Source organism: Streptomyces sp. TM32 (assembly GCF_004122755.1).
Lineage (GTDB): Bacteria > Actinomycetota > Actinomycetes > Streptomycetales > Streptomycetaceae > Streptomyces > Streptomyces sioyaensis.
Window position 1 is genome coordinate 1 of record NZ_SDIG01000271.1, and the last position, 5,215, is coordinate 5,215.

Consider the following 5,215-nt stretch of genomic DNA (forward strand, 5'->3'; position numbering starts at 1 on the left):
GGCTTCCACCACCACGTGACGCTCGTCTCCGCAGCCCACCTGTTCTGCACAGAACATCACCTCAACCCAAAAGGCGCAGCCACGGCCTCAGTCTGTACAAATCGTGATCCTGTTCCAGACCGCGCTGATCGCCTCCCTGCGCGCTGTCCCGCATGCCACCACCAGCACGATGACCCCACCAGACTTGATCGAGGACCATGACCAAGCTCTGTGCGAGGGGATTGACAGGACCGGGAAGAGCCACTTCGTGGAGGCGCTGGCCCACAAGGCGATCGAGGAGGGAATGCAGGTCGCCTGGTTCACCCTCGAATCGCTCACCGCCCACCTGGGCAAGGCCACCGTCGACAACTCGGTCGCCAAGGCCGTCGCGAAGATCACCCGCTGCCATCTCATCGTCATTGACGACATCGGCATGCTGCCCAGCGGACAGGCCGCCGCCGAGGCGTTCTACCGCGTCATCGACGCCGCATACGAGCGTCGCTCGGTGATCGTGACGAGCAACCTTCATCCCTCTGGCTTCGATTCGATCATGCCCAAGACGCTGGCCACCGCCGCTGTCGACAGGCTCCTGCACCATGCTCACGTCGTCCTGACCGACGGCTCCTCGCTGCGGCTGTCCCAGGCCACCAGCGGCGACGGAGTCCACCCTCTCACCTCACCGAACTGACCGCCGTCCGAGGGACGAAAAGTCATACCGCAGCGGGAGATGAGTTGTCCGCACACCGAGCGATCACTTGTCCGCCCACCCAGACGGGCCCCTGTCCGTGGACACCACCGCTCCCAGATCCGCGAGCACCTGGGGTCTGCAGATGCATCCAATGTACGGAAGCCGTAGCGTTGTGAAAGCGGAGGCATCCTCGCGAGCCCGAGGTTGGACGGAATTACGGATCGCCTCACTGCACCAGTTGCCCCGAAAGGAGCGTAAAACCACATCCTGCTCATCTCGGGAAAGCGCACCCACCGGCCGAAGGCCAGGTACCAGCCTCGGCGCATGCTCCGGTCATGACATCCCATGCCAGGATATCCAACACATCCTGAGGTCCTCTCCAGCTCACAGGAGATTCCTCTTCACCATGAACAGGAGGGATCGAATGCGTGCTGCTCAGCGTGTCACCTCGGCCCTGGCCATCGGTATCGTTGGAATCAGTACAGGCATTGCGCTTACCGACACCAGGACGGCCGAGGCACGTTCCACGTCCAGTTCAGCAGTAATCAGCCCCAGCGCCAGCGGTCGAGGAGGCCACGACGAGAGGCCCCCGGGCGAACCAAGGGTCCAAGTAGGTTTGAGCGAGCCCGTCAAGGCATGGCGCAAGGCGGTCGAGGAGGGTGACCTCAACGCCATCACCCGCATGCACGGGCCTGAGACCATTGTATTCCCTGTGGATCGCTTGGTAGTCAAGGGGACTCAGGGGAACGTGAAGAGCTACGCCGAGCTCTTCAAGAAATATGACGTAGGCGTAAAAATTGAAGACGCTCGCTACATCAACTCGGACCGGACTGTCACGTCGTGGGGTATGTTCACACTTACCCTCAAGCCCAAGAATGGCGGTGAAACAACCATTACTCGGGGGCGCTTCACCGATGTTGTGAAGTGGGTTGGTGGACCTAAGCCGGGCTGGTGCTACATTGTCGACCACGCATCGGTTCCTAGTGCGGGCTAGTATAACCTGCCATCAATCTCGATGCCCACCGGGAAGAAAGTCTCAAATGGGACGTCCCCGAAATTTAGCACCTTGAATTATTCTCTTTCCGGCCTCGCTGGACATTCTCTCAACTGTGACTCAACGGCTCTCGAGCACACGCAGGCGGGGCTACGGAGACTCTGAAGCATCAGTGCAAAGGCTGACGAGAAGCAGACCGTTGACTGTTGGAACACCCGTGCAGCATCGCCTGACGGTCCACGAGCAGACTCCGCCTTCCTCGCCCTGAACAACTGACGACCAAGAGGAGCTTGGAGATGCGCATCGACATACACGCTCACCTGTGGAGTGAGGCGTACCTGGACTTGCTGGAGCGGTTCGGTAACACGGCCACGGGGATCCATCGGGGCGTGGGTGCCGGCCCGGGCGAGCAGGATCTCGAGGAGCGGTTTGCGCTGATGGCCTCGGCGGGCGTCGACCTGCAGGTTCTCTCGTCGGCGCCTGCCTCTCCACACTTCGCCGACCAGAGCAACGCGGTGCAGGCCGCGCGTATGGTCAACGATGAGTACGCGGACATGGTCCGGCGCTTCCCCGACAGGTTCCAGGCCTTCGCCTCATTGCCTTGGCCGCACACCGACGCCGCTCTGGCCGAGCTGGACCGCGCCCTGACAGACCTTTCGATGCCCGGCGCGGTGGTCACCACCTCGGTGCTCGGCCGTTCCCTGGCAGATCCGACGTTTCTGCCCCTCTACGCCGAGCTCGACCGCCGCGCGGCCGTCCTCTTCGTCCACCCCGCCGGGGCCGGCGCCCACTCACCGCTGATCGGGCCCACCATGACGTGGGAGATCGGCGCGCCGATCGAGGACACCGTGGCCGCCACGCACCTGATCCAGACAGGGATCCCCAGCAGGTTCCCCCGCCTGAAGATCATCATCGGGCACCTGGGCGGCGCGCTACCCATGCTGATGGAACGGATGGACCGGCAGTACGGCTGGGAGGCACCGGCCACCCCGGAGAAACCGAGCGTCACCGCCCGCCGGATGTGGTACGAGACCACCGGCCACAACCACACCCCCGCCCTGCGCGCCGCGGCCGAGACGCTCGGAGCCGACCGGCTCGTACTCGGAACCGACTTTTCCTATCAGGCGGGCGACGCCTTTGGTGAGGCAGTCACCTACGTGCAGCGAGCCGGACTGCCGGATCAGGACGTCAACGCGATCCTTGACACCACGGCGGCCGAACTCCTCGGAGTCACCCACCCCGCAGCGATCTGATTGGTTCATCGCCTCTCAGGCCGTTACAGCAGAGGAGAAGCGACCGTGCGACGGCACGACCACCATGTGGAATACAGCCGCCACTGGCATCACGGCGGCCGCTTTGAGCCGCAGCCGCCCAAGGAGCGCAGTACCGCGGTGCTGGACGTACGGGGTATGGGCTGGGCCTCCCAGCACAGCTCCGTCACCGCGGTCCTGGGCCGACGTCCGGGCGTACTCGATGTGGAGGCAAACCCGGTGGCGCAGACGGCAACGGTGATCTTCGATGCGCGGCGGACGTCTGTGGCCGAGCTTCGTGGCTGGGTGGAGGAGTGCGGCTACCACTGCGCGGGGCAGTCTGTCCCGGCCCATGTGTGCGACCCGATGGCCGAGCACGATCCACCACCCGCCCCGGCCGCGGCGGCACCGACTGCCCCTGCAGACCATGCGGCAGCGACCGCGCCGTCGCAGAACAGCGTCGCACCCTATGCGCACGAGGCACCCGCCGAACACGTGCATGAACCCGGCGCTCCTGCCAAGCACGCAGCCCACGAACCCAGGGAGGGGGCGTCTTCGCCGCACGAGATGAGGGGCGACCGCGAAGAGGGGGGCATCGCGATGGCGGCCATGGTCGCCGACATGCGCAACCGGTTCCTCGTCGCGGTGCTCTTCTCGATCCCCATTGATCTGGTCGCCGATCGGCAGGGACGTCTTCGGCCTGGAGGTGCCCGTCCTGTTCGGGCTGCGCGAGGATGTGTGGGCACTGCTGCTGAGCCTGCCGGTGATCCTCTACTCGTGCACGATCTTCTTCGCCGGCGCGGTACGCGCCCTGCGCGCCCGCACCCTGGACATGATGGTGCTGGTCGCGGTCGCCGTGGGCTCGGGATGGCTGTACTCGCTGATCATCACTCTCACCGGCGGCGGCGACGTATTCTACGAGGCCGTCACCGTGCTGGCCTCCTTCGTCCTGCTGGGCCACTGGTTCGAGATGCGCGCCCGAGGCGGCGCCAACGACGCCATCCGTACCCTGCTCGACCTGGCCCCGCCCAAGGCGCTGGTACTGCGCGACGGCGCGAGCGTAGAGGTTCCCACCGCCGAGGTGGTGGTCGGTGACCTGCTGCTGGTCCGCCCCGGAGTGAAGATCGCGGTCGACGGGGTGGTCGAGGAGGGCACCAGCGAGGTCGACGAGTCGACGGTCACCGGAGAGAGCCTGCCCGTGCACAAGGGGCCCGGCTCGCCGGTCGTCGGCGCCACCATCAACGCCAACGGCATCCTACGGGTGCGCGCCACCAAGGTCGGCTCGGACACCGCCCTGGCCCAGATCGTCCAGCTGGTCCAGCAGGCCCAGAACTCCAAGGCGCCCGGACAGCGGCTGGCCGACCGGGCGGCGTTCTGGCTGGTCTTCGTCGCGCTGGCCGGCGGGGCCATGACCCTGGCCGCGTGGCTGCTGGCCACCGACCGCTCCTTCGGCGCAGCGATGCTGTTCGCGATCACTGTCGTGGTGATCACCTGCCCGGACGCGCTCGGCCTGGCCACACCCACCGCGATCATGGTCGGCACCGGACTGGGCGCGCAACGCGGCGTGCTGTTCAAGAACGCCGTGGGGTTGGAGACCTCCGCGCGCATCCAGACCGTCGTCATGGACAAGACCGGCACGCTCACCAAGGGCGAGCCGGAGGTCACCGACGTGGTCATCAATGGCCACATCACCGAGGACGAGCTCCTCAGACTGGTCGCGGCAGTTGAGCGCGAGTCCGAACACCCCCTCGCGCAGGCCCTCGTACGGTACGCCGAGGCCAACAACCTGGCCACCGAAGGCGCAGAGAACTTCGAGAACGTCCCCGGCCATGGCGCGATCGCCCGGGTGTCAGGGCACCGCGTCGCGGTCGGCAACCGCCGTCTGGCCGAACGCGAGGGCATCGACCTTATAGAAGTCGCCCAGAAGCGGGATGAGCTGGCTGCCACCGGACGCACCGTCGTGATCGCGGCCGTCGACGGCCGGGCGGCCGGGCTGATCGGCATCGCCGACGCGCCCCGGGGCACCTCGGCCACCGCCGTGCAAGAACTGCACGCCCTCGACATCGAGGTCACCATGCTCACCGGCGACAACCAGGCCACCGCCGAGCGGATCGCGCGGCAGCTGGGCATCGACACCGTCATCGCCGAAGTCCTGCCCGGCGACAAAGCAGCCAAGGTCGTCGAACTGCAGACCTCCGGTCACAAGGTGGCCATGGTCGGCGTGTGATCTAAAACTGAGGATCATCGTTGACACCTGGGTCTCCGGTCACTACGGAGATCACCATGTCGAAGTCCAGCCCACCA

Annotated in this window: 4 protein-coding genes and 1 pseudogene; all 5 read left to right on the plus strand. The window is 65.8% G+C overall.

Going from position 1 to position 5,215, the window contains the following annotated elements; all coding sequences use genetic code 11:
* The first annotated feature begins 169 nt into the window (after positions 1–169).
* The 5 genes and pseudogenes from EST92_RS30925 to EST92_RS30940 all read left to right on the plus strand — a co-directional run bounded on the left by EST92_RS30925 (position 170) and on the right by EST92_RS30940 (position 5,138).
* The gene (locus EST92_RS30925) at positions 170–667 is read left to right on the plus strand and encodes an ATP-binding protein (protein WP_129283974.1); all 498 of its coding nucleotides are present in this window, start codon (positions 170–172) and stop codon (positions 665–667) included.
* 616 nt (positions 668–1,283) lie between these two features.
* Positions 1,284–1,661: a DUF4440 domain-containing protein gene (locus EST92_RS31465; protein ID WP_161981811.1), complete on the plus strand. Its 378-nt coding sequence runs from the start codon at positions 1,284–1,286 to the stop codon at positions 1,659–1,661.
* Between the two features lie 296 nt (positions 1,662–1,957).
* Positions 1,958–2,914 (plus strand): amidohydrolase family protein, encoded by a 957-nt coding sequence (locus EST92_RS30935; RefSeq protein ID WP_129283976.1) that lies wholly within the window; start codon positions 1,958–1,960, stop codon positions 2,912–2,914.
* 156 nt (positions 2,915–3,070) lie between these two features.
* Positions 3,071–3,178: pseudogene (locus EST92_RS32515) on the plus strand (heavy-metal-associated domain-containing protein); the annotation flags it as partial.
* 397 nt (positions 3,179–3,575) lie between these two features.
* Positions 3,576–5,138, plus strand: coding sequence for a heavy metal translocating P-type ATPase (locus EST92_RS30940; protein WP_254069180.1), 1,563 nt, complete (start codon positions 3,576–3,578; stop codon positions 5,136–5,138).
* The last annotated feature ends 77 nt before the right edge of the window (positions 5,139–5,215 follow it).

Bases quoted from the DNA above. Each gene is read 5' to 3' on its own strand.
- EST92_RS30935 (WP_129283976.1), top strand. From the start codon at position 1,958: ATGCGCATCGACATACACGCTCACCTGTGGAGTGAGGCGTACCTGGAC.
- EST92_RS30925 (WP_129283974.1), top strand. From the start codon at position 170: ATGACCCCACCAGACTTGATCGAGGACCATGACCAAGCTCTGTGCGAG.